This window comes from Spirillospora sp. NPDC052269 (genome assembly GCF_040679435.1).
Lineage (GTDB): Bacteria > Actinomycetota > Actinomycetes > Streptosporangiales > Streptosporangiaceae > Spirillospora.
Window position 1 is genome coordinate 48437 of sequence record NZ_JBFAUU010000013.1, and the last position, 22702, is coordinate 71138.

Genomic DNA, 22702 nt, shown 5'->3' on the forward strand with positions numbered 1-22702 from the left:
CGGCACCTAACGGCGGGTGCCGCGGAGGTTGTCGGCGACGCGGGCGAGGGCCGTCCCGAGGACGTCCAGCTCCTCCTCGGACAGCAGGTCGATCAGCCGGCGCCGGACGACGCCGCGATGCCCCGGACGCACCTGGGCGAGCCGCTCCTCGCCCTCGGCGGTGAGCCCCGCCCAGATCGCGCGGCGGTCGGTCGGGCAGGGCGTCCGGCGCACCAGCCCGCGCTGCTCGAGCTGGGTGACCTGGTAGGTCAGCCGGCTCTTGGAGATCATCGCGCGGCGGGCGAGGTCGGTCATGCGCAGCCGCCGCTCGTCCGCCTCGCGCAGCGTCACCAGGATCTCGAAGTCGGCGTGGGAGAGCTCGCCGTCCGCCTTGAGCTGCCGCTCGATCTCCTGGTCCAGCAGGTGCGACGCGGCGAGGAAGCCCGTCCAGGCGCGCAGCTCGGCGGGCGCGAGCGGATCGCCGTCACCGGCCGGCCCCGGATCGGCGTCGTCGGCGCGCGTGGAGTCCGCGTCACCGGACGAACCGGGGCGGTCGGAGCGGTCGGGGTCGAACATGAACCTCATTCTATTCGGTTCAGAATTGAATCATCTCTGCGGGAGTGTTAGTACAGTTTTGAACGATCTGTTCCCCCCGCCATGAACCACGCCCGGGCACTCCCGCCCGGGCGATCCCCGCGAAGGAGCTCCCGTGTACCTGTCCCGCAGATTCCCCGCGCTGTCCGACACAGGGCTGCTGCTCGGCCGCCTCGTGCTCGGCGTGGTGTTCATCGCGCACGGCTGGCAGAAGTTCCACAAGTACGGGCACGGCAACGTCACCAAGATGTTCGACGGCATGGGCATCCCGCTGCCGAGCCTGGCCGCGTTCTACGCGACGTGGGTCGAGCTGGCCGGCGGCGTCGCGCTGGTCGTCGGTGTCCTGGTCCCCCTCGTCGGCGTGCTGCTGTTCGCCGACATGGCGGGCGCCCTCTGGTACGCCCACACCGACCACGGCTTCTTCTCCGAGAAGGGCGGCTACGAGTACGTCCTGGTGCTCGGCGTCCTGTCCCTGCTCGTGGCCCTCGCCGGTCCGGGACGGCTGTCCCTGGACGCGCTGCTCGGCGGCGGCCTGAGGAGGGACGCCCTCCACACCGAACGCCGGGCCGTCGAGGTCTGACCCTTCCGAGGGGCGGAACCCGGCCGAAACGCCGTTCCCGAGTGAGTGCGGGCGCCCGGGGACGGCGCTGACCGGCGAAGGGCCCGGATCCGACCGGCGGGGGCCGGGTCCGGGCCCTTCTCATGTCTCCGTCCTGTCATCCCCTGTGCCGCATGTCGTGTCGTGCGAAGAATAGACAGGTAATGACACGTATGATGCGGTCATGTGATCATGTGACCCGCGTGACCGGCTTCCGGGCGGGTAGATCACAGGTGATCGCACGGATCACCGGAAGGGCAGGTCCTGGGTGTCGCGCGCTAGTGAGTTCGTCGTGGTGGCCAACCGCCTCCCCGTGGACCGGATCGTCGGCGAGGACGGCGAGCCGTCCTGGCGGCGCAGTCCCGGTGGGCTGGTCAGCGCCATCGCGCCGCTGATGCGCCGCCGGCACGGGACCTGGATCGGCTGGGCCGGCGCCCCCGACGAGCGGATCGAGCCGTTCACCGAGGACGGCATGTCGCTCGTCCCCGTCCAGCAGACCGCCGAGGACGTCGAGCTCTACTACGAGGGCTTCTCCAACGCGACCCTCTGGCCGCTCTACCACGACGTCATCGCCCCGCCCGTCTACGACCGGGCGATGTGGGACGCCTACGTCCGCGTCAACGAACGCTTCGCCACGGTGACCGCCGAGGTCGCCGGCAAGGGCGCGATGGTCTGGATTCAGGACTACCAGCTCCAGCTCGTGCCCGCGATGCTCCGCCGCCTCCGCCCCGACCTGCGCATCGGGTTCTTCCTTCACATTCCGTTCCCGCCGTTGGAGCTGTTCTGGCAGCTGCCGTGGCGCCGCCAGATCCTCGAAGGGCTGCTCGGCGCCGACCTGGTCGGCTTCCAGCTGCCCGGCGCGGCGCAGAACTTCGTCCGGCTGTGCCGCCGCCTGCTCGACGCCCGCACCTTCAAGCAGGACGTGTTCTGGGAGGGCCGCACCGTCCGCGCCCGCGCGTTCCCCATCTCGGTGGACGCCGAGGAACTGAGCCGCCTCACCGCCGAGCCGTCCGTCCGCCGCCGCGCCGCCGAGATCCGCGAGAGCTTCCGCGACGCGAAGCTGCTGCTCGGCGTCGACCGGCTCGACTACACCAAGGGCATCGCCCAGCGCCTGGAGGCGTTCGGCGAGCTGTTCCGCGACGGTGAGCTGCGTCCGGGCGAGGCCGCGTTCATCCAGATCGCCACGCCCAGCCGCGAACGCGTCGAGCAGTACCAGCTGCTCCGCGACCAGATCGAGCAGCAGGTCGGGCACATCAACGGCGAGCACGGCGAGCTCGGCACGCCGGTCATCCACTACCTGCACACGTCCTACGACCGGCCCGAGCTCGCCGCCCTCTTCCTCGCCGCGGACGTCATGGTCGTCACCCCGCTGCGGGACGGCATGAACCTGGTCGCCAAGGAGTACGTCGCCTGCCGTGAGGACCTCCACGGCGCCCTCGTCCTCAGCGAGTTCGCCGGCGCCGCCGCCGAGCTCAAGCGCGCCTACCAGGTCAACCCGTACGACATCGACGGCCTGAAGCAGTCCCTGCTGGACGCCCTGCGCGACTCCCCGGCCGAACAGGGCCGCCGCATGCGCGCGATGCGCCGCCGCGTCCTCGAGCACGACGTGGACCGCTGGGCCCGCGAGTTCCTCGCCGCGCTGGAGGAGCCGAGCCCGCCCGCCGCCATCGCGCGCGAAGCCGTCTGACGCGGCGACCGGTCCGCACGCGAAAGCACGACGGGCGTGCCGTCCGAGTGGAAGAGACGGCACGCCCGTCGCGGGCTTTCAGGCCCGCTGAGCGGGGCCCGCGGAGTCAGGACGCGAGGTTGAAGGCGGCCCAGACGGCCTTGCCTCCGGTGCTGAGCGGTGCCCAGCCCCACGCGTCGCTGACACCTGCGACGACGACGATTCCACGGCCGTCCTCGCTGAAGGTGTCCTCGGGCTGGGCCACGGCGGGCCTCCTGCCGCTCGGATCCGTCACGGTCACGACCAGCCGGCGCGGGTGACCGAGCAGCACCAGCTGTATCGGACGTGACTGAATCTGATTTACGGACGTCTCCACACCATGTCGGAGTGCGTTGGTGACCAGTTCGGAGACGGCCACCAGGACATCGGAGCCATCGCCGGGCATCCCCCACCCGGCGAGGGTCTCGCGCGTGAACGCACGGGCCGTGCGGGGCGCCGTGGGGTTGGCCGACAGGATCTTGCGCGCGGTGCGCGGGCTGCCCTCGTGCGGCGTCGGCCAGAGTCCGGCGAAACCGGACGAAGTGGGCGTATCGGTGTGACGGGAGAGCAAGGGGGTCGTGTCTCCGGCTGCGGCGCCGTCGGCGGTCGCGGGATCGGCGTAGGTGAACGGGAGCTCCAGGGGCCGCCGGCCCCGCTCGATGGAAGCCGCGAGGTCGTCGGCCTGGTCAACGAACATTGGCAACCCCAGGGGCGTGCGGACGGGACGGGTGCGAGCGTTCGCTATCTTGCTCCTCACGTCGTGCAGATGCAAGACCGTATGCAAGCACGGATGCAAGGCCATACGCACGACCAGATGCACGTGCATTTCGTATCATCGCTCTCGGGGCCGGTTCTGGAACCGGGGGTGGGGACAGGGCGGCCCGTCTTCCGGACGGGCCACGACCGCAGCAAGGGGGGCTCACGATGGACGGCGAGTCAGTGCCGACCGTCATGCGCGGACGGCTCGAGTGGCAGAAGAGCCGCCGTAGCAATCCGAACGGCAACTGCGTCGAACTGGCGGAACTGCCGACGGGGGACATCGCGGTCCGCAACTCCCGCTATCCCGAAGGACCGATCCTCGTGTACACGCGCGCGGAGATAGAGGCCTTCGTGGGCGGGGCCAAGGACGGGGATTTCGACCACATGCTGGTCTGAGCGCCGGGCCGCGTTCCGACCGCACGATCCGGGAAGCGGCCCGACGTCACCGGCCCGATCCGGCGTTCGCGGCCGGGCCGACCGCCATCGTTCGCCCCCGGCGTGCCCCGGTGCGCCGGAATCGGCCTCGTTCGAGGGCCAGAATGGGCCCCTTGCGGCGGCCCGAATCCGGGCCGTTTCGACAATCCGAAACCAGCCACCCGTCTCCGGGTGGACCGCTCCCGACCGCACGCCGATTCGAGGGTCCGCACCCGGGCGACGCGTGGGGGACCAACCGAATGACATTCCATTCGCGGTCCGGGGCGGGTACCGTGCGGTCCCATGCACCTGGGGCAGATCGCCGCTCAGACGCCCGACAAGCCCGCCGTGATCATGGCGGGGTCCGGCCGGGTCCTCACCTTCCGGGAGCTGGACGAGGAGTCCAACCGCCTGGCCCGGCTGCTCGCCGCCGCCGGCCTGCGTCCCGGCGACCACATCGCCTTCATGCTGGAGAACCACCCGCTGTTCCTCGCGATCGCGTGGGCGGCGCAGCGTTCCGGCCTCTACTACACCGCCGTCAGCTCCCGGCTCCAGCCCGACGAGCTCGCCTACATCGTCGACAACTGCGGGGCGAGGGCGTTCATCACCAGTGCCGCCCTCGCCGACCGCGTCGCCGCCGTTCCGTCCGAGCGGATCCCGAACGTCACGCTGAAACTGATGCTGGACGGCACCGCGCCCGGCTTCGACTCCTATGAGGAACGCGTGGCCGAGCAGCCGCCGACGCTGCTGCCCGACGAGGTCGAGGGCGCCGACATGCTCTACTCGTCCGGCACGACGGGACGTCCCAAAGGCGTCAGGACCCCGCTCACGCTCGCCCCGGCCGGCACCCCGTCCGGGCTGTACCAGCTGATCACGCTGCTGTTCCAGCCGGACGGCGACTCGGTGTACCTGTCGCCCGCACCGCTGTACCACGCGGCGCCTCTGCGCTACAGCCTCAACTTCCATCGCTGTGGTTCGACCGTCGTGGTGATGGAGAAGTTCGATCCGGAGGCCGCCCTCGCGGCGATCGAACGGTACGGCGTCACGCACAGCCAATGGGTGCCGACGATGTTCATCCGGATGCTGAAACTGCCCGACGAGGTGCGCACCCGGTACGACCTGTCGTCGCTGAAACACGCCGTCCACGCCGCGGCGCCCTGCCCGATTCCCGTGAAAGAGCGGATTCTCGACTGGTGGGGCCCGATCCTGCACGAGTACTACGCGGGGACGGAGGGCAACTGCTTCGTCTACGCGAGCCCGTCCGACTGGCTTGCGCACAAGGGCACCGTCGGCCGTCCGCTGCTGGGGCAGGTCCACGTGTGCGACGAGGACGGCAACGAACTCCCGGCCGGTCAGAACGGCACGCTCTACTTCGGTGACGGAGGTTCGTTCGAGTACCACGGGGACCCGGACAAGACCGCCGCGTCCCGCGACCCGCGGGGCCGCGGCTGGACGACCCTGGGCGATGTCGGCCATGTCGACGAGGACGGTTTCCTGTACCTCACCGACCGCCGCTCCTACATGATCATCAGTGGCGGGGTGAACATCTACCCGCAGGAGGCGGAGAACGTCCTCGCCGTCCATCCGGACGTGGCGGACGTCGCCGTCATCGGCGTCCCGGACGAGGAGATGGGCGAGGCGGTCAAGGCGGTCGTCCAGCCCGCCGAGCACGCGGAGGCCGGGGCCGAACTGGAGGCCGCGCTGGTCGCCTACTGTCGTGACCGCCTCGCCCACTACAAGTGCCCGCGGTCGATCGACTTCCGCGCCGAGCTGCCGCGTCATCCCACCGGCAAGCTGTACAAGCGCCTGCTGAGGGATGAGTACTGGAAGGGGCAGGCCCCGGCCGGGGCCTCCTGATCCGGTCGGGGTCAGGTGAGGTGGTCGCCGGTTCGGAGATCGTCCAGCAGGCTGGGATGGGTCGGCCGCCAGCCGAACCGCTCCCGGGTGATGGCGCTGGACGCCGGCTGGTCGACGGCGAAGACGCCGCCGAGGAACCCGTAGTCCTCGGCCGGGACGGACTTGGCCGGCAGGTCGAGCCGGTCGCCGATGATCTGGGCGATGGTGAGCATGGGGTCGCCTTCGTCGGCGACCGCGTGCGCCACGGTTCCCGGGTCGGCGTTCTCCAGGACGAGGCGGAACAGGCGGGCGGTGTCGCGCCGGTGCACCGCGGGCCAGCGCTGGGTCCCGTCGCCGACGTATCCGGAGACGCCCGTGCGGCGGGCCGCCGCGATGAGGATGCTGGCGAATCCGGACTGCTCGCCGCGGGCGTGGACCGACCGCGGCAGGCGCACGACGGCCGACCGGACGCCGTGGTCGGCCAGGCCGAGGACCGTCCGGGCGTTGCGGCCGCGGCCCCCGGCGGGTCCTTCGGTCGGCGCCGGGTCGTCCTCGGTCGAGGCGCGACCCGGGATGGCCGGGGTGCCGGAGGCGATGACGAACGGCTTGCCGCTGCCCTTGAGCGCGGCGCCGAACGTCTCGACGGTGGAGCCCTCCTCGGCGACGGCCTCGGCGAACCTGCTGAAGTCGTGGCCGAAGGCCAGGTGGATGACGCCGTCGCATTCGGCCGCGCCGGTGCGCAGGATGTCGGCGTCCTGGAGGTCGCCGCGGACGACGGTGGCCCCGGCCTTGGCGGCGACCTGGGCGGAACGGTCGGAGCGGGCCAGGCCGAGCACCTCGTGGCCGGCGGAGACGAGTTCGGGTACCACGGCGGAGCCGATTCCTCCGCCGGCGCCGGTGACGAAGACGCGCATGAGCATGCTCCCGGTGATGGGACAATGGTCTTATCACCGTAACAGGGTGATGGGACCTTTGTCCCATCACTTGTGGAGGCTTGGAGGAGCGGCATGGCTCGTTGGGAGGGTGACGCGCGCGTACGTCTCGTCGACGCCGCGTTGCACCTGTTCTCGGAACAGGGCTACGACAGGACGACCGTCGCCGAGATCGCCGAGCGCGCCGGGCTCACCAAGAGCACGTTCTTCCGCTATTTCCCGGACAAGAGGGAGGTCCTCGCCGCGGGGCAGGAGACGCTGTCGCGGCTGCTGTCCGAGGGCGTCGCCGCCGCGCCCGCGGGGGCCACTCCGCTCGACGCGGTCGGTTCCGGGCTCGAGCGCGCGGCCGGTGCGATGACCCCGGCCAATCGCGAGCTCGCCCCGAAGGTTCGGTCCGTCATCGCGTCCAGTGCCGAACTTCAGGAGCGTGACCAGCTCAAACAGGTCGGCATGGCGGCGGCGGTCGTGGACGCGTTGCGGGCCCGGGGGGTGCCGGATCCGATGGCCGGCCTGGCGGCCGAGATCGGGATGCTCGCCTTCAAGGACGCCTTCGCCACCTGGAGCGCATCGGACGGCGAGCGGGAACTCGGTGAGCTCGCGCGCGAAGCGTTGGACCGGCTTCGTGGTGCTCTCAGCGAGTTGGCCTGAGGCGTCGTTCGACGGTGTGTTCCGCTGTCGGGGCGGCCTCCGCCGGCGGTGAAATGGAGTGCGGTGAGGCGGCGGCGTGAGCATGATTCACACCATGTCCTATGAAATCCATGCACGACAGATCGAGATCGAGGTCGGCGGGACCGGGCGGATGACCGCCTACCTGGCCCGTCCGGACGACGCGGAGGCGCGTCCGGTGGTGCTCGTCGGGGCGGAGCTCTGGGGGCTGACGGAAGAGATCCGGGAGGTCGTCCGCAAGGTCGCCGAGCTGGGGTACGTCGCGATCGCCCCGGACGTCTATCACCGCTTCGGCGCCGAGGGCGCGACCGGGATGGCGGAGAACGACGAGAACCGGCAGCGCGGTTTCGCGATGATCGGGCAGCTCACGCGGGACGACGTCGCGACCGACCTGAGTGCGGCTCTCGCGTATGCGCGGGCGGAGGCGAACGGGGGACCGAAGGCGGGCGCGCTGGGCTTCAGCGTGGGCGGACACTTCGCCTTCTTCGCGGCGAACCGGTTGGGCCTCAACGCCGCGGCGATCTACTACCCGGGTTGGCTGGCGGTCGCCGGGACCGCGCTGAGCCGTCCCGAGCCGCTGCTGGAGCTCGTCTCGCAGGAGATCGGCGACGGCGGCGGCAGCCGGATGCTGCTGTTCTGGGCCGAGCTCGACCACGTCATCGACGCCGAGCAGCGGAAGCGCGTCGACGAGGAGCTCACGGCCGCCGGAGCCGAGTACGAGGCGATCGTGTACCCGGGCGCCAAGCACGCGTTCTTCTTCCCGGGCCGCGAGATGTACGACAAGGAGGCCGCCGAGGACTCGTGGGCGCGCATCCGGGATCTGTTCGCCGCCGAACTGGCCTGATCACATGGCCTGGACAGGGCTGACCGCACGGCCTGGATCGGGCTGACCGCACGGCCTGGTGCAGGGCTTGGTCGGACGGAGAAAGGGGGACGCCCTGGTGCCCGGCCCCTGCGAAGGGGCGGGCACCAGGGCGTCCGGGTGACGGGAGACCCGTCAGTGCATCGGCATCGGAGCTTCCACGTCCGTGGCCTCGGGCTTGCGGCGCGGCAGGAACAGCGCCGGAAGGAAGGCCAGGAGCAGCAGCGCCGCCGACCACCAGTAGGTGGTCTGGAACGCGTCCGCCATCTTGTGCGGGATCTGCGCCAGGACGTTCGGCGGGAGCTTCGCCAGCGCGGCGGCCTGCTGCGCCTGGTCGCCGCCCGACGGGAGGCCGCGGTCCTTCAGCTCGGACGCCAGCAGGACCGCGATGAACGCGGTGCCGACCGAGCCGGCGACCTGCTGGATGATGTTCAGCGCGGTGCTCGCCCGCGGAACCTCCGCGTGCTGCAGCGTCTGCATCGCGGCGGACATGGTCGGCATCATCGTCATGCCCATGCCCATGCCCATCACGAACAGCGCGCCGCCGAGGGCCCAGTACGAGGAGTCGACGGTCAGCTGGGTGGCGAACGCCGCAACGCCGACGATCACGGTGGTCAGGCCGACCAGCACGACCTTGCCCGGGCCGAGCTTGTCGGTCAGCTTGCCGCCGACCGGCATGGTGATCATCGCGCCGAAGCCCTGCGGGGCCAGCAGGAGGCCGGCGTGCAGCGCGTTCTGGTGGCGGATCGACTGGTAGTACAGCGGCAGGATCAGCATCGCGCCGAAGAACGCGCAGGCGAACAGCACCATCGTGCCGGCCGCCGCCGCCACCGAGCGGCGCTTGAACAGGCGCAGGTCGATCAGCGGGGAGGTGTTGCCCTTGCGCAGCGCGTGGAAGCCGAACGCCAGGACCAGGATCGCGCCGCCGATCGTGGTGGCCAGCACGTCCGGACGCGCGAAGTCGTTCTTCCCCGCGCCGGTCGCCAGACCGTAGATCAGCGCCGCGAGACCCGGCGACAGCAGGATCAGGCCGAGGAAGTCGAGCCTCTCGCCCGCGCCCGGCTCGTCCTTCTTCAGGATGCGGGCAGCGAGGTACACGGCCACGACACCGATCGGCACGTTGATGTAGAAGATCCAGCGCCAGGACACGTCGTCGACCAGGTAGCCGCCGAGGATCGGGCCGAGGATCGGGCCGAGCAGCATCGGGATGCCGACGATGCTCATCACCTGGCCGACCCGCTGCGGTCCGGCCGCCTGGGTCAGGATCGTCATGCCCGCGGGCATGATCATGCCGCCGCCGAGGCCCTGCAGGACGCGGAACGCGATCAGGGACGGCGCGTCCCACGCGGTGCCCGCGAGCGCGGAACCCGCGACGAACAGGATGATCGAGATGATGTAGAGCCGCTTGGTGCCGAACCGCGACGCGGCCCAGCCGGTGACCGGGATGACCGTGGCGAGCGCCAGCGTGTAGCCGGTCGCCACCCACTGGATCGTCCCCAGGTCGGTCTTGAAGCTTTCGGAGAGGTGTCGGAGTGCGACGTTGACGACGGTCACGTCCAGGATGGACATGATCGCGCCCAGGACGACGACCATGGCCACCGCGAGCACGCCTCGATCGAGACCTCCGCTCGAGGCGCCGGCCTCCGGGGGGCCGTCCGTCGTCTGGGGAGACGCGGGAGCGGTCAAGGAATCTTCCAATCGTTGGGGCCCGCGCGCACGGGCAGCGTGAACGGACACGGGGTGGTCCGGGATCGACCGCGCCAAAATAGTGCAGTCACTGACACTTTCGCGAACCATTAAACCCGGCCGGTTCCCGGAGTATTCCAGCGACCTACGACACTTCTGGCAGCTCTCCACGTCTGGGGACGTCCTGCCGCTCGCAGGTTGATGTGACCTTCGTAACACCGCACTCTCACCCTGCCGTGAGGGTGCCCGCATGCTCGCGGAGCGTGGCCGATCCGGCCCCACCTGAAACAACCGCCGCTCCCGCACCACTACCTGCTGATCGACGATCAGAGAGGAGCCCGGCCGATGAGGCGATGGGCCAGGGGTGCGGTTGCGCTCGCGGTGGTGGCGGCGGTGGCGCCGCCCGGTGGAGGGACGGCGGCGTTCGCCGGGGAGGCGGCGGATTCCGGCGGGCGGGACGCGGTCCTGACGCTGGTGACGGGCGACCGCGTGCACATGGTGACCGGATCGGACGGGAAGCGACTCGTCCGGGTGGAGGCGGGCGCGGGACGGGGGAAGATCGCCTTCTACCGGCAGGCCCGGGCGGGGGAGCTGTCGGTGATCCCGGCCGACGCGGCTCCGCTGATCACGGCGGGGCGACTGGACCCCGCGCTGTTCGAAGTCACCCGCCTGCTGAAGGACGGGTACGGGGACGCGGCCAGGAAGGACATCCCGCTGATCTTCGCCGGGACGTCCGGAGCGCGGGCCGCCGCCCCGGCGGGGACGGGCGACGCCCGACCGCTGGCGGCGCTGAACGGGACGGCGGTCACCGCCCGCAAGGATCGGGCGGCCTCCCTGTGGGCGTCCCTTACGGGCGGCGGACAAAAGATGGTCCCCGGCGTCGGCAAGGTCTGGCTGGACGGCAAGGTCCACGCGACGCTCGACAAGAGCGTCCCCCGGATCGGTGCGCCCGCGGCGTGGAAGGCCGGGTACACCGGCAAGGGCGTGACGGTGGGCATCCTGGACAGCGGCATCGACACGACCCATCCGGACCTGGCCGGTGCCGTGGCGGCGGAGCGCGACTTCACCGGTGGCGGGGACGTCCGTGACGGCAACGGGCACGGGACGCACGTCGCCTCGATCATCACCGGGGACGGTGTCGCCGACGCGAAGTACCGGGGCGTCGCGCCGGACGCCCGGCTGGTCGTGGGCAAGGTCCTCGACGCGGGCGGCTGGGGCAGCGTCTCGTCCCTGGTCGCGGGCATGGACTGGATCGCGCAGCAGCACGTCCGCGTGGTGAACATGAGCGTCGGCGCCTCCCTTCCCAGTGACGGGACCGATCCGCTCTCGGTGGCCGCGAACACGCTCACGGCCCGCACCGGCACGTTGTTCGTCGTCGCCGCCGGGAACGACGGTGCGGACCGGACGGTGCAGGCGCCCGGTCTCGCCGACGCGGCGCTGACCGTCGGGGCCGCCGACGGCGAGGACGCCGTCGCCGACTTCTCGAGCCGGGGGCCGCGCATCGGCGACGGCGCGATCAAACCCGACGTGATCGCTCCGGGTGTCGGCATCACCGCGGCGCGGGCGGCGGGCACCTCGCTGGGCGAGCCGGTGGACGAGCACTACACGAAGCTGGACGGCACCTCGATGGCCGCTCCGCACGTGGCGGGGGCCGTGGCCCTGCTGCTCCAGCAGCATCCCGGATGGACGCCTGCCCAGGTCAAGGCCGCGCTGATGGGCACGGCCAAGACGAAGGACGGCGTCTCGGCGTTCGCTCAGGGGACGGGCCGGATCGACGTGGGCCGGGCCGTGGCGTCCCGGGTCTTCGCCGATCAGGGCAGCGTCTCGTTCGACCTGACAGGGGCCACCCAGACCCGCCGTGTTCAGTTCCGCAACGAGGGCGACGCGCCGGTGCGGCTGGACCTGGCTCTGAAGATGACCGGTCCGGACGGTGGTGCCGCGCCGTCCGGGATGTTCGGCGTCAGCCCTGCCGCGCTGGATGTTCCCGCAGGTGGGACGGTTGAGGCCACGGTCTCTGCCGAGCCCGGAAAGGCCGGCCTGGGCCGGTACAGCGGCACGCTGACGGCCGCGCGTGGAGACGAGCAAGTGCTACACGTGGCCGTTGGCGGCGTCCGTGAAGCCCCGTCGCACCAGGTCCGACTGGCCGGGATCGACCGCAACGGAACCCCGGCCGGGACGACCTTGGAGACGCTGCCGTGGGTGTCCATGACCAACCTGACCACGGGTGAACCGGTCGATACCTACTACAGCGGCAACGGCGTGGTTGGGCGGGTGCCCGCCGGGAAGTACTCGCTGAACGCCATGGTTCCCACCGGGGACGAGGACATGGCGTTGTTCTCGTATCCCGAGGTGACCGTGGGCGACCGCGACGTGGCGATCATCGCCGACGCGCGCCGGGCCAAGCGGGTCGCGATTCGTGTGGACAGTCGGACGGCCGTGCGCGCGGGCGTCGACGAGATCGGCGTCACCCAGACGGTCGCCGGGGCGCAGGAGTCGTTCGGGGTGGGCGTCTCCGGCGCGACCGGCTTCTCCGCGATGCCCACCGAGAAGGTCGCCGGACGTCCTTTCGGCTTCTATCACGTGGAGAACCTGGTGGAGCCCGATGGTCCTCGGGCGTATCACCTGCAGCGCCTGGTCGACCAACGGATCCCGGAACGCCTGGACTACCGGGTCGGGGACGCTGAACTCGCGGCCGTCGACACGGTGTACCACGCCGACCGTCCGCTCACCCGGCAACGCACGACCATCGCGCAGGTGCCAGGTGTCCTCTTCGGGGCGGGCGACGGCGAGTACCCCGTCCAGATGCCAGGGCGGCGTACCGAGCTCTACACCCCGTCCCCCGATCTGCGTTGGATGCGCTTCCTGACCGGAGGAACGGACGAGGACGGTTTCTTCAGCTTGGGGACGGCGCCGTCCACCGACCGTCCGGGGCACACGGCCTACCACTGGAACGTCGCCGCGCTGGGCACGGTCGGCGGTGGGATCCGTAAGGCGAAGAACGGTCAGATGGCCTTCAACGCCTACCCCTTCGCGCCGGCCAACGCCCACAACGAACTGAGCGGCCCGATGACCGTGAAGACCGAAGTGTGGCGCAACGGTGAGCTGCTCGGTACGGAGGACTCCACCGGCCTCTGGGTGACCACGCCGCCCGGCGAGGGGCGCTACACCGTCCGCTCGACCGCTGATCGCAACGTGTCCTGGACTGGACTCGGCACTCATTCCGAGACCGAGTGGACGTTCCCCTACACCCCGACCATGGCGGCCATGGAGGAGCCGCCCCTGTTCGCGGTGCGCGCTGAGGGAGCCTTCGACCAGAACAACCGCGCCCCCTCCGGGACGGCGTTCGAGCTGGCTCTGCGCGTCACGGATGGGCGACTGGAGACGTCCGCCGCACCGCCGCGTCTGACCAGCGCCACCGTCGAGGCGTCCTACGACGACGGCAAGACCTGGCACCCCGCCAAGGTGACGCCGACCGGCGACGACCACTGGAAGGCGTCCCTGACCCACCCGTCCGGTTCGGGAGGTTACGTCTCGCTCCGCATCCAGGTGTCCAACGGCGAGGGAACCTCCCTCAAGCAAACGGTCATCCGCGCCTACGCCCTGGCCTGACGCGTGCGAGGGCGGCCGTGATCATGCACACGGTCGCCCTCACTTATGGCCAAGGGGATCTGCGTCCGTCAGAGCTTTGACAGGGGTACCCATCGTCTCAGCCGACGCCCCAGCTTCTTGCCGCCGATGACCTCCTGGCCTTCGGCGATGTAAACGGCCAGGGTGCGGTTCGATGCGAAAGGCGTCAGGTCGAGAGGCGGCCCGAGGTGACGACTCAGGTAGAGCTCGCGCAGGCGGGGGAGCGAGGCGAGCGGGGAGAGATCGCCGAGGTCGGGACAGCTTCGGAGCCAGAGGGTCTCGAGTCGATCGAGGCCGCGTGCCCAGCGAAAGTCGGCGACGCTCGTCTCCTCCAGGCTCAACATGGCCAGACCCTTGAGAGTGCCGAGGTGGTCGAAGTTCTCCAGGTGCTCACAACTGTCGAGCTCCAAGGAGTCCAGCGGTAGGTCCGCTAGGAAGTCCAGGTCTCTGAGCCAGGGGCAATCCATGAGCTGAAGGCTTTTCAGCTCTGGCGCCGCGGATATGGCGAACCGCGCCACCGACTCGTTCTGGACTCCGCTCAGCCCGAGGGTTCGAACCTTGTCGAGCGGAGGAAGCTGCGCGGGGTCCTGAAGCGCGTGCGCCTGCTGGAGGCACAGTTCACGCAGGTTGTCGTATTCATGCAGGGGCGAGTAGTCGCTGATGTTGGCGCAGTTCCAGAGGCGCAGGGCTTGGAGCGTCGGCATCCTCTCAAGGAAGTCGAGTGACGCCACAGGCACGTCGGACCCGAGGACGAAGTTCTCCAGCCTGGGCATGGGGAGGAGAAACTCCGGATTGGTCTTCTCGATCGACGGCCCATACAACAGCAGGTGAGTGAGCGTGCCGTTGTGATGTTGGAGGAGGTCGAGTTCGGAGCGGTCTCGCACGTAAGCGCTCAGTTTCCGGCGGGCCGGGAGGCTTCGGAGCGCGTGCAGCTGTTCCCGACCACGGACGTGGATCTGGAGGTCCGCAGCCAAACGCCGCACGACGTGATCCGCGAACTCCCAAGCGTCGAAGTAGCCCCAGGCGCGGGCGACCTCGTCTGCCACCTCCAGCCGCGTATCGCCGGCGTAGCGTCCCAGGACGGTCAGGGCCTTGGGGCCGTTGATCAGCCAGGCCGTTTTGATCGCCGCCTTGGCGAGTGTGAGTGACAGGGGCTCGACCGAGTCGGGGAGGGCCTCAAGGACGGCTTCGCCTGCTGTGGCCAGGGAGCGGGCGGCGGCTTCGTCTCTTGGGGGGACCAGGTCCTTCAGGGCCCTGTCGAAGGCTGGGCGTTGGTCGGGTGGGATGGACGGGAGGGTCTCCAGGCAGGCGATCAGGAGGAGTTTCAGGCGTCTGGCTTTGCGGGGTTCGGTGTCCATGCGGGCCAGGAGGCCGGTGACGAGGTCTCTGCGGAGGGGTTCGTTGGCGTGGCCTGCGGCCATGATGACGGTTTCGCGCCATTGGTCGCGGTGGGCCTCGCGGACGAGCAGGTCGATGTCACCGATGTCGGCCGCGTGCTGGGCGGTCAGGTACTCCTGGACGGTCCGGTGGACGAAGTCGATGCGCCCGGGGACGGGTTCGCGGAGGACGCCGCTGCGTTGGAGCAGGGCGTCCAGCACGTCGGGTGCGGTTGCTCCGACGTTGGGCATCGCGGCCAGGCGGTCGGCTATGAGGCGTTCGACCATGGGCTTGGGGAGCTCCACGCGGTTGCTGGTGGAAAGGCTCCAGGCCAGGTCGCGGAGGATGCGGATCTTTTGGTCTGTTTCCAGGGCGACGGTCTGGGCGCTGGTGACGCCTCGCTTGGCGTCGCGGGTTTCGAGGAGTAGGTCCAGCGCGGCCGAGTAGAGGCCCATGCGGTCGCGGGGGAGCGACTCGCGGTCGAGGTTCAGGGCGCAGAGCATGGCGGCCAGGAGGGGCGTGGACGCCAGGGTGCGCAGGTGCGGGGCCGCCTCGAAGCGGGCCAGGAGGCGGGACTCGTAGCCGGGGAGGCGTTCGGGTTCGCAGGGGAGATCCGCGCAGTCGCGAACAGCCGCGTGCCAGTGGCTGATGAGTTCGCGCAGGTCGGCGGGGCCGAGTTGTTCGAGGAAGGCGGTGCCGAAGCCTTCGGCCCGGAGCCAGTCCGCCGTTGCCGCTGCGGGGCGCGAGGTGACGATCACGCGGACGCCGGGGAAGTCGTTGGCAAGGCGGCCTACCCACTCGCGGACGGCTTGGCGCTGCGAGTTCGTGATCTCATCCACGCCGTCCACCAGGACGAGGGCTCGGCCGGACGTCAGGACGCGGTGGACCCAGCCACGCGGCATCAGTCCGGCGAGGTTGCCTGCCGTGTCGTCCAGGAACTCCTCGGGGGACGGGAGTTTGCCACCGGCGTGGCTGCGGAGCTTGATGAGGAAGGGGACGAGGCCGCGCCAGTCGGCGAGTTCGTCGGAGAAGGATCCGCGTGCGGCGGCTATGGCGAGCCAGCGGAGGAGGGTGCTTTTGCCGCCGCCCGCTTCCGCGCGCACGAGGAGGAGGCGGTGGTCCTTGAGGGCGGTCTCGATTCGGACGGTTCCGCCAGTGCGTTCCTCACGCCATTCGGAGCGCGGGACGGGTTCCTGCCTCTGCCGCGCCTTGTCGTGTTCCTGAGAGACGTTGAGGCTGATGTAGGCGACGCTGAGGCTCGTCCTGGGGCGGCTCATCCGTTCGAAGCGGACGCCGAACAATTCGAGGGTGTCGAGGCTTTCGCTGAGCGACGACAGGTAGCGGCGGGTGAACTCGTCGTCCTCGCCGATTCCCTCAGGGGCGGTCAGGGAACGGGCGGGCATACGGGCGAGGAGTGATTCGACCTGTTCGGCCAAGCCGGAGAGGCGGGACAACGTCTCGACGGAGGCGCGGGGTGCGAACTGGGGGAGGTGGGTGAGGACGCGCGCCAGGCAGTCGCAGCACTCGTCCAGCACGACTTCGTAGAGGCGTCCGCCTGCTTCGCCCAGTTGGAAGGACGCTTCGCGCGCGGGAAGGGTGCGGCGTAGTCGGCGGGCCAGTTTGACCGGGTCGGCGTCGTCGGCCATGAGGGCCGTGTCGGAGAGGTCGGCCTTGTCCAGAGTGAGGACGACCTGGGCCAGCACCGCTTCGCGGTCGTTGTCGGTGAGGCCGCGGTATTCGGCGCGGCAGAACTTCAGCAGGCGGTCGGCGACCGCGGTGGCGATGTCCTCGAACTGGGAGACGGCCTTGCGGCGTTTCAGCTCGTCCGCGTAGCCGACCCTGATCAGGTCGATCAGCTCGGCCGAGCGGTCGAGACGGGACGTCCGGCCGGAGAGCATGCGGCCGAGGACGAGTTTCGCTACGGATTTGCCGACGCCCACGGCGGCCAACTCGACGGACATTCGATCAGTATCGCCCGTCGAGTTGGGCCAGTGTGAGGTGTTCTGGGGTCAGAAGGAGGCGGGCAGGCCCAGGGCACGGGCGATCAGCATGCGCTGCACCTCGCTCGTCCCCTCGCCGACCTCCAGGATCTTCGCGTCGCGGTAGAAGCGGCCGACGGCGTACTCGTTCATGAAGCCGTAGCCGCCGAAGATCTGGGTGGCGTCGCGCGAGTTGTCCATCGCCGCGTTGGACGCCACGAGCTTGGCGATCGCGGCCTCCTTCTTGAACGGCTCGCCCTTGAGCAGCTTGGCCGCGGCCGCGTAGTAGGCGAGGCGGGCGGTGTGCGCGCGCATCTCCATGTCGGCGATCTTGAACTGGACCGCCTGGTACTTGCCGATCTCGCGGCCGAACGCCTCGCGCTCGCGGACGTAGCGCAGGCACTCGTCCACGCAGCCCTGGGCCAGGCCGACCGACAGCGCGGCGATGGCGATGCGGCCCTCGTCCAGGATGCGGAGGAACTGGGCGTAACCCCGGCCGCGCTCGCCGACGAGGTTTTCCGCCGGGACGCGCACGTCGTCGAACGACAGTTCGCGGGTGTCGGAGGCCGACCAGCCGACCTTGGAGTACTTGCGGCCGACGGTGAAGCCGGGCGTGCCGTTCGGGACGATGATCGTGGAGATCTCGTTCTCGCCGGTGAACGCCGTGACGGTCACGAACGCCGTGATGTCGGTGCCGGAGTTGGTGATGAACGCCTTGGAGCCGTTGATGACCCAGTGGTCACCGTCCAGGCGGGCGGTGGTGCGCATGCCGCCGGGGACGTCCGAGCCGCCGCCCGGCTCGGTCAGGCCGAACGCCGCGAGCCGCTCGGCCGTGACCAGCTTCGGCAGCCACTCCCGCTTCTGCTCCTCGGTGCCGAACCGGTAGATCGGCATCGCGCCGAGCGAGACGCCGGCCTCCAGCGTGATCGCGACGGACGAGTCGACGCGCGCGAGCTCCTCCAGGGCCAGGCAGAGCGTGAAGTAGTCGCCGCCCATGCCGCCGTACTCCTCCGGGAACGGCAGGCCGAACAGCCCCATCTTGCCCATCCCGTCGACGATCTCGTACGGGAACTCGCCGCGCTCGTACAGGTCGCCGATGACGGGGGCGACGGTCTGGCGGGCGAAGCGCTCGACGGTGCGGCGCAGCTCCTCCTGCTCGTCGGAGAGGGTGAAGTCGATCATCGTTACTCCTTGGGCGCGAGCGCCTGGACGACGCGGGACGGGGACGGGCGGCCGAGCCGGTCGGCCATCCAGAGACTCGTTTCGGCGAGTTTGCGCACGTCGACGCCGGTCTCGATGCCGAGGCCGTCGAGCATCCAGACCAGGTCCTCGGTGGCGAGGTTGCCGGTGGCCGACTCGGCGTACGGGCAGCCGCCGAGGCCGCCCGCCGACGCGTCCACGACGGTGACCCCGGCGCGCAGCGCGGCGAGCGTGTTCGACAGGGCCTGGCCGTAGGTGTCGTGGAAGTGGACGCCGATCCGGTCGAGCGGGATCCCGGCGCCGACGACCTCGCCGATCAGCGCGGTGACCTGGCCGGGCGTGCCGACGCCGATGGTGTCGCCGAGGCTCAGCGCGGAGCAGCCGAGGTCCATCATGCGGCGGGCGACGGACGCGACCTGGGCGAGCGGGACGTCGCCCTCCCAGGGGTCGCCGCACACCATGGACACGTAGGCGCGCACCCACAGGCCCTCGGCGCGGGCGCGCCGGACGACCGGCTCGAACATCGCCAGGGACTCGTCGATCGTGCGGTTCAGGTTGCGCCGGGCGAACGTCTCGGTCGCCGACCCGAAGATCGCGATCTCGGTGACGCCGTTGGCGAGCGCCCGGTCGAGCCCGCGCTCGTTCGGCACCAGCACCGGGTACCGGTTGAGCGGCGAGCGGGGCAGCACGCCGAGCAGCTCCTCGGCGTCGGCGAGCTGCGGGATCCACTTGGGATGGACGAACGAGGTGGTCTCGATCGTGGTCAGCCCGGCGTCCGCGAGCCGGGTGATGAACTCGGCCTTGACGTCGACCGGGACGATCACGCCCTCGTTCTGCAGCCCGTCGCGCGGGCCGACCTCGTACACGGTGACGCGCTCGGGAAGCCCGTCGAGCGGAACGCGCATCTGCCTCAGTCCTCCGACTCGATCACGGCCAGCACCTCGTCCAGGGCGACCTGGGACCCGGCGCGGACCGGCAGGGACGTCACCACTCCGGCACGCGGCGCGGTGACGGTGTGCTCCATCTTCATGGCCTCGACGACGACGAGCGGCTGGCCTTCCGCGACCTCGTCGCCTTCCGCGGCCTTCACGGCGAGGACCGTCCCGGGCATCGGGCTGCGCAGGACGCCGTCGCCGGTGACGGCGGTCGCGCCGGTGCTCTCGGCGCGTTCGTGTTCGGCCAGCGCCCAGGTCCGTCCGCCGCGTCCCAGCCACAGGGTGCTGTCATCGCGCGCGTACGAGAAACGGGTCGTCCGGCCGTTGTAGGTCAGAACCAGCTCGGAACCGGTGTGACGGAGGGATGCCCGTACGGGCTCGCCCCCGCCGACCGAGACCTGCGCGGAGGACGCACGGCCCTGGACGCGCACCTCGACCGGATCGGATCCGGCCGGGGTGATGAGCCACGGGGTCCAGGCCGGGCGTCCGGGACGCCAGCCGTCCGGGATGGCCCACGGATCCGGGTCGTCCGCCTCCAGGGCGAGCATCCGCTCCAGCGCGGCGGCGGCCAGGACCTCGTCCGGGACGTCGCGCAGGCCGGAGGTCAGCTCGTCCAGGGACCGCTCGACCAGGCCGGTGTCCAGATCGCCGGACGCGACGGACGGCTCCGCCAGCAGTTGCCGCAGGAACGCCACGTTCGTCCCGACGCCCAGCAGGTCGTACGAGCCGAGCGCCCGGTCGAGGCCGGTCAGCGCGGCGGCGCGGTCCGGCGCCCAGGCGATGACCTTGGACAGCATCGGGTCGAACGAGCCGCCGACGACCGTCCCGACCTCGATGCCGGAGTCGACGCGGGCGTCCGAGCCGGACGACAGCGCCAGGACGCGGCCGCCGGTCGGCAGGAAGCCGCGCGCCGGGTCCTCGGCGTACACGCGCGCCTCGACGGCGTGCCCGTTGAGCCCGACGTCCGGCTGGGTGAAGCCCAGTGGCTCGCCGGCGGCGGCGCGGAGCTGGAGTTCGACCAGGTCAAGGCCGGTGACCAGTTCGGTGACCGGGTGCTCGACCTGGAGCCGGGTGTTCATCTCCATGAAGTAGTACTCGTCCGGGCGGTCGGCCGGGACGATGTACTCGACCGTGCCCGCGCCGACGTAGCCGACCGAGCGGGCCGCCGCGACGGCGCTCTGGCCCATCCGCGCCCGGGCCTCGGGCGACAGCAGCGGCGACGGAGCCTCTTCGATGATCTTCTGGTGCCTCCGCTGCAGCGAGCACTCGCGTTCGCCCAGGTGGACGGCGTTCCCGTGCGCGTCGGCGAAGACCTGGATCTCGATGTGCCGGGGGTTCTCCACGAACCGCTCGGCGAGCAGCGTGTCGTCCCCGAAGGACGTGCGCGCCTCGCGCCGCGCGGACGCGATCGCCTCCGGCAGCTCCTCGGCCGTCCGGACGAGCCGCATGCCCTTGCCGCCGCCGCCGGCGGACGGCTTCAGCAGCACCGGCAGGCCGACCTCCAGAGCGGCGGCCTCCAGCTCCTCGTCCGACAGGCCCGGTTCGTTCCGTCCGGGGACGACCGGGACGCCCGCGGCCGCGACGGTCTGCTTCGCGCGGATCTTGTCGCCCATCGCGTCGATCGCCGACGCGGGCGGGCCCACGAAGACGATCCCGGCCTCCTCGCACGCGCGCGCGAAGGCGGTGTTCTCCGCGAGGAACCCGTAGCCCGGGTGGACCGCGGACGCCCCGCTCGCGCGCGCCGCGTCGAGCACGGCCTCGATGGACAGGTAGGACGGGATCTCGACGGCCTCGTCCGCGTAGGCCGTGTGGAAGGTGTCGCCCGCCGTGTGGACCGCGACCGTGCGCAGCCCGAGCCGCCGCGCGGTGCGGAACACCCGGACGGCGATCTCGCCCCGGTTGGCGACCAGAACGCTTTCGAACATCAAGTCCCTCACATCCGGAAGACGCCGTAGCCGACCGGCTCCAGCGGCGCGTTCGCCGCGGCCGACAGCGCGAGACCCAGCACCCGGCGCGTGTCGCGCGGGTCGATGACGCCGTCGTCCCACAGCCGGGCCGTGGAGTAGTACGGGTTGCCCTGGTCCTCGTACTGCTCGCGGATCGGCGCCTTGAACTCCTCTTCGTCCTCGGCCGACCAGGCGTCGCCGAGCTGGTCGCGCCGGACGGTCGCCAGCACGCTCGCGGCCTGCTCGCCGCCCATCACCGAGATCCGGGCGTTCGGCCACATCCAGAGGAAGCGGGGGGAGTAGGCCCGTCCGCACATCGCGTAGTTGCCCGCGCCGAACGAGCCGCCGATGACGACGGTGAACTTCGGCACGCGCGCGCACGAGACGGCCGTGACCATCTTCGCGCCGTGCTTGGCGATGCCGCCCGCCTCGTACTCGCGGCCGACCATGAACCCGGTGATGTTCTGCAGGAACACCAGCGGGATGCTGCGCTGGTCGCACAGCTCGATGAAGTGCGCGCCCTTCTGCGCCGACTCGGCGAACAGGATGCCGTTGTTGGCGATGATCCCGACCGGGTGCCCGTGGATGTGGGCGAACCCGGTGACCAGGGTCGTCCCGAACTCCTTCTTGAACTCCTGGAACCGGGAGCCGTCCACGACGCGGGCGATGACCTCGCGCACGTCGTAGGGGGTGCGGGCGTCCGGCGGGACGACGCCGTACAGCTCGCCGGTGGAGAACAGCGGCTCGGCCGGTTCGGCGCCCGTCCAAGGGCGCGCCTCGCGCGGGCCGAGCGTGCCGACGATGTTCCGGACGATCGACAGCGCGTGCGCGTCGTTCTCGGCGAGGTGGTCGGTCACGCCGGAGATCCGCGAGTGCAGCTCGCCGCCGCCCAGCTCCTCGGCCGTGACGACCTCGCCGGTCGCCGCCTTCACCAGCGGCGGGCCGCCGAGGAAGATCGTCCCCTGGTTCCGGACGATCACCGCCTCGTCGCTCATCGCCGGGACGTACGCGCCGCCCGCCGTGCAGGACCCGAGCACCGCCGCGATCTGCGGGATGCCGCGCCCGGACATGGTCGCCTGGTTGTAGAAGATGCGGCCGAAGTGCTCGCGGTCGGGGAAGACCTCGTCCTGCTTCGGCAGGAACGCGCCGCCCGAGTCGACCAGGTAGACGCACGGGAGGCGGTTGTGGAGGGCGACCTCCTGCGCGCGCAGGTGCTTCTTGACCGTCATCGGGTAGTAGGTGCCGCCCTTGACGGTCGCGTCGTTCGCGACGACCACGCACTCGCGCCCGGAGATCCGCCCGACGCCGGTGATGATGCCCGCGCCCGGCGCGTCGTCCCCGTACATGCCGGTCGCGGCGAGCGGCGACAGCTCCAGGAACGGCGAGCCCGGGTCGAGCAGCGTGTCCACCCGGTCGCGGGGCAGCAGCTTGCCGCGCTTGACGTGCCGCTCGCGGGCCCGCTCCGGCCCTCCGCGCGCGGTGGCGTCCAGCCGGTCGCGCAGCTCGGCGGCCAGGGCCTCGTTGTGCGCGGTGTTGGCCTTGAAGGCCTCGCCCGCCGGATCGGCGCGCGTGCCCAGCACAGGCCCGGATCCGGTTCCGCTCCCGCT

General features: G+C 70.7%; 16 protein-coding genes. 7 read left to right on the forward strand and 9 right to left on the reverse strand.

Going from position 1 to position 22702, the window contains the following annotated elements; all coding sequences use genetic code 11:
- Nucleotides 1-6: 6 nt before the first annotated feature.
- Nucleotides 7-555, reverse strand: a complete 549-nt coding sequence (locus AB0L06_RS26960) for a MarR family winged helix-turn-helix transcriptional regulator (RefSeq protein WP_500233889.1) — start codon at nt 553-555, stop codon at nt 7-9.
- A gap of 133 nt (nt 556-688) precedes the next feature.
- On the opposite strand from AB0L06_RS26960, the gene AB0L06_RS26965 reads away from it, so the two are divergent.
- Nucleotides 689-1153 carry a DoxX family protein gene (locus AB0L06_RS26965; RefSeq protein WP_500233890.1) on the forward strand — a complete coding sequence of 155 codons (465 nt, stop codon included), beginning with the start codon at nt 689-691 and terminating at the stop codon, nt 1151-1153.
- A 286-nt stretch (nt 1154-1439) separates the two neighbouring features.
- Complete coding sequence (locus tag AB0L06_RS26970) at nt 1440-2858, forward strand: alpha,alpha-trehalose-phosphate synthase (UDP-forming) (RefSeq protein WP_500233891.1); 1419 nt, start codon at nt 1440-1442, stop codon at nt 2856-2858.
- A gap of 106 nt (nt 2859-2964) precedes the next feature.
- On the opposite strand, the gene AB0L06_RS26975 is transcribed toward AB0L06_RS26970, so the two are convergent.
- The gene (locus AB0L06_RS26975) at nt 2965-3696 is read right to left on the reverse strand and encodes an ATP-binding protein (protein ID WP_500233892.1); all 732 of its coding nucleotides are present in this window, start codon (nt 3694-3696) and stop codon (nt 2965-2967) included.
- A gap of 104 nt (nt 3697-3800) precedes the next feature.
- On the opposite strand from AB0L06_RS26975, the gene AB0L06_RS26980 reads away from it, so the two are divergent.
- Together AB0L06_RS26980 and AB0L06_RS26985 are read left to right on the forward strand one after the other, a co-directional pair.
- Complete coding sequence (locus tag AB0L06_RS26980; RefSeq protein ID WP_500233893.1) at nt 3801-4031, forward strand: DUF397 domain-containing protein; 231 nt, start codon at nt 3801-3803, stop codon at nt 4029-4031.
- A 321-nt stretch (nt 4032-4352) separates the two neighbouring features.
- Nucleotides 4353-5906, forward strand: a complete 1554-nt coding sequence (locus tag AB0L06_RS26985) for an acyl-CoA synthetase (RefSeq protein ID WP_500233894.1) — start codon at nt 4353-4355, stop codon at nt 5904-5906.
- Between the two features lie 11 nt (nt 5907-5917).
- Here the strand turns inward: AB0L06_RS26985 and AB0L06_RS26990 are convergent, their stop codons facing one another.
- On the reverse strand, nt 5918-6799 hold the full coding sequence (locus tag AB0L06_RS26990) for an SDR family oxidoreductase (protein ID WP_500233895.1): 882 nt from the start codon (nt 6797-6799) through the stop codon (nt 5918-5920).
- Between the two features lie 93 nt (nt 6800-6892).
- Here AB0L06_RS26990 and AB0L06_RS26995 point away from each other — a divergent pair, with 93 nt between their 5' ends.
- Nucleotides 6893-7465: a TetR/AcrR family transcriptional regulator gene (locus AB0L06_RS26995; protein WP_500233896.1), complete on the forward strand. Its 573-nt coding sequence runs from the start codon at nt 6893-6895 to the stop codon at nt 7463-7465.
- Between the two features lie 94 nt (nt 7466-7559).
- A complete protein-coding gene (locus tag AB0L06_RS27000) occupies nt 7560-8327 on the forward strand; it encodes a dienelactone hydrolase family protein (RefSeq protein ID WP_500233897.1) in 768 nt (255 codons plus the stop codon).
- A 153-nt stretch (nt 8328-8480) separates the two neighbouring features.
- On the opposite strand, the gene AB0L06_RS27005 is transcribed toward AB0L06_RS27000, so the two are convergent.
- Nucleotides 8481-9953: a DHA2 family efflux MFS transporter permease subunit gene (locus AB0L06_RS27005; RefSeq protein ID WP_500233898.1), complete on the reverse strand. Its 1473-nt coding sequence runs from the start codon at nt 9951-9953 to the stop codon at nt 8481-8483.
- A gap of 423 nt (nt 9954-10376) precedes the next feature.
- On the opposite strand from AB0L06_RS27005, the gene AB0L06_RS27010 reads away from it, so the two are divergent.
- On the forward strand, nt 10377-13640 hold the full coding sequence (locus AB0L06_RS27010; RefSeq protein WP_500233899.1) for a S8 family peptidase: 3264 nt from the start codon (nt 10377-10379) through the stop codon (nt 13638-13640).
- A gap of 68 nt (nt 13641-13708) precedes the next feature.
- Here AB0L06_RS27010 and AB0L06_RS27015 read toward each other — a convergent pair whose 3' ends face one another.
- From AB0L06_RS27015 to AB0L06_RS27035, 5 genes are read right to left on the reverse strand one after another with little or no spacing between them, the layout of a single operon-like run.
- Nucleotides 13709-16996, reverse strand: coding sequence for an NACHT domain-containing protein (locus AB0L06_RS27015; RefSeq protein ID WP_500233900.1), 3288 nt, complete (start codon nt 16994-16996; stop codon nt 13709-13711).
- Between the two features lie 48 nt (nt 16997-17044).
- Nucleotides 17045-18196, reverse strand: a complete 1152-nt coding sequence (locus tag AB0L06_RS27020; protein ID WP_500233901.1) for an acyl-CoA dehydrogenase family protein — start codon at nt 18194-18196, stop codon at nt 17045-17047.
- Nucleotides 18197-18198: 2 nt separating this feature from the next.
- The gene (locus tag AB0L06_RS27025) at nt 18199-19119 is read right to left on the reverse strand and encodes a hydroxymethylglutaryl-CoA lyase (RefSeq protein ID WP_500233902.1); all 921 of its coding nucleotides are present in this window, start codon (nt 19117-19119) and stop codon (nt 18199-18201) included.
- A 5-nt stretch (nt 19120-19124) separates the two neighbouring features.
- On the reverse strand, nt 19125-21074 hold the full coding sequence (locus AB0L06_RS27030; RefSeq protein WP_500233903.1) for an acetyl/propionyl/methylcrotonyl-CoA carboxylase subunit alpha: 1950 nt from the start codon (nt 21072-21074) through the stop codon (nt 19125-19127).
- 8 nt (nt 21075-21082) lie between these two features.
- On the reverse strand, nt 21083-22675 hold the full coding sequence (locus tag AB0L06_RS27035; RefSeq protein WP_500234110.1) for a carboxyl transferase domain-containing protein: 1593 nt from the start codon (nt 22673-22675) through the stop codon (nt 21083-21085).
- Between the last annotated feature and the right edge of the window lie 27 nt (nt 22676-22702).